The sequence below is a fragment of the Enterobacter sp. PL_is379 genome, from assembly GCF_055817355.1.
Genome location: NZ_JBVPGT010000001.1, coordinates 1 through 1079 on the forward strand (window position 1 = coordinate 1; position 1079 = coordinate 1079).

At 63.7% G+C, this 1079-nt stretch carries 1 protein-coding gene; it reads left to right on the forward strand.

Annotated features, from left to right (window positions below):
* On the forward strand, positions 1 to 1079 hold a 1079-nt coding region (locus AC0TOY_RS00005; protein WP_473721373.1), incomplete at both ends, for a type VI secretion system Vgr family protein.

Here is a 1079-nt window from a genome sequence, read left to right on the forward strand (position 1 = left end):
GACCGCAGCAAGCTGCTGGGCCAGCCGGTCACGGTGACCATCCCGACGCAGAGCCTGCTGACGTCCCGCTATATTAACGGCAAGATTACCCGCGTGGCGGTCAGCGCCGTTGAGCTGACGGGCACCCGCTATGCGGTGTACCAGCTGACGGTGGAGCCGGACCTGTGGCCGATGAAGCGCGACCGTAACCTGCGTATTTTCCAGGGGCAGACGGTGCCGCAGATTGTGAAAACCCTGCTCGGTGAGCATCAGGTCAACGTTGAGGACAAACTCACCGGCAGCTACCGGATGTGGGACTACTGCGTGCAGTATCAGGAGTCGAGCCTGGACTTCATCAGCCGCCTGATGGAGCTGGAGGGGATTGCGTATCACTTCCGCCATGAGGCGGACAAGCACACCCTGGTGCTCACCGACGCCGCCACGCAGTACCAGCCGTTCAGCGGCTATGAGGTCATTCCTTACCACCAGACGCCGTCAGGCGGCAGTACGGATGAAGAGGGCATCAGCCAGTGGGCGCTGGAGGACAGCGTGACGCCGGGGATTTACAGCCTCGACGACTATGACTTCCGCAAGCCGAACGCGTGGCTGTTCCAGGCCCAGCAGAACCCGGCGTCGCCGAAGCCGGGCAGCATCGACGTGTACGACTGGCCGGGTCGCTTTGTGGACAAGGGGCACGGGGAGTTCTATGCCCGCATCCGTCAGGAACGCTGGCAGGTGGAGCACCAGCAGATTCAGGCCACCGCGACGGCGGCGGGGATTGCGCCGGGGCACACCTTCACCTTAACCAACGCGCCGTTCTTCAGCGACAACGGTGAGTATCTGGTGACGGCGGCGGGTTACCACCTCGAAGAGAACCGCTATGCCAGCGGCGAGGGGGAGACCATTCACCGGACTGATTTCACGGTCATCCCGTCGGCGGTGGTGTACCGTCCGGCGCAGAGCACGGCGTGGCCGCGCACCTACGGCCCGCAGACGGCGAAAGTGGTGGGGCCGAACGGGGAGAGTATCTGGACGGACAAATACGGTCGGGTGAAGGTGAAGTTCCACTGGGACCGTCTGGCGAAGGGCGATGACACCAG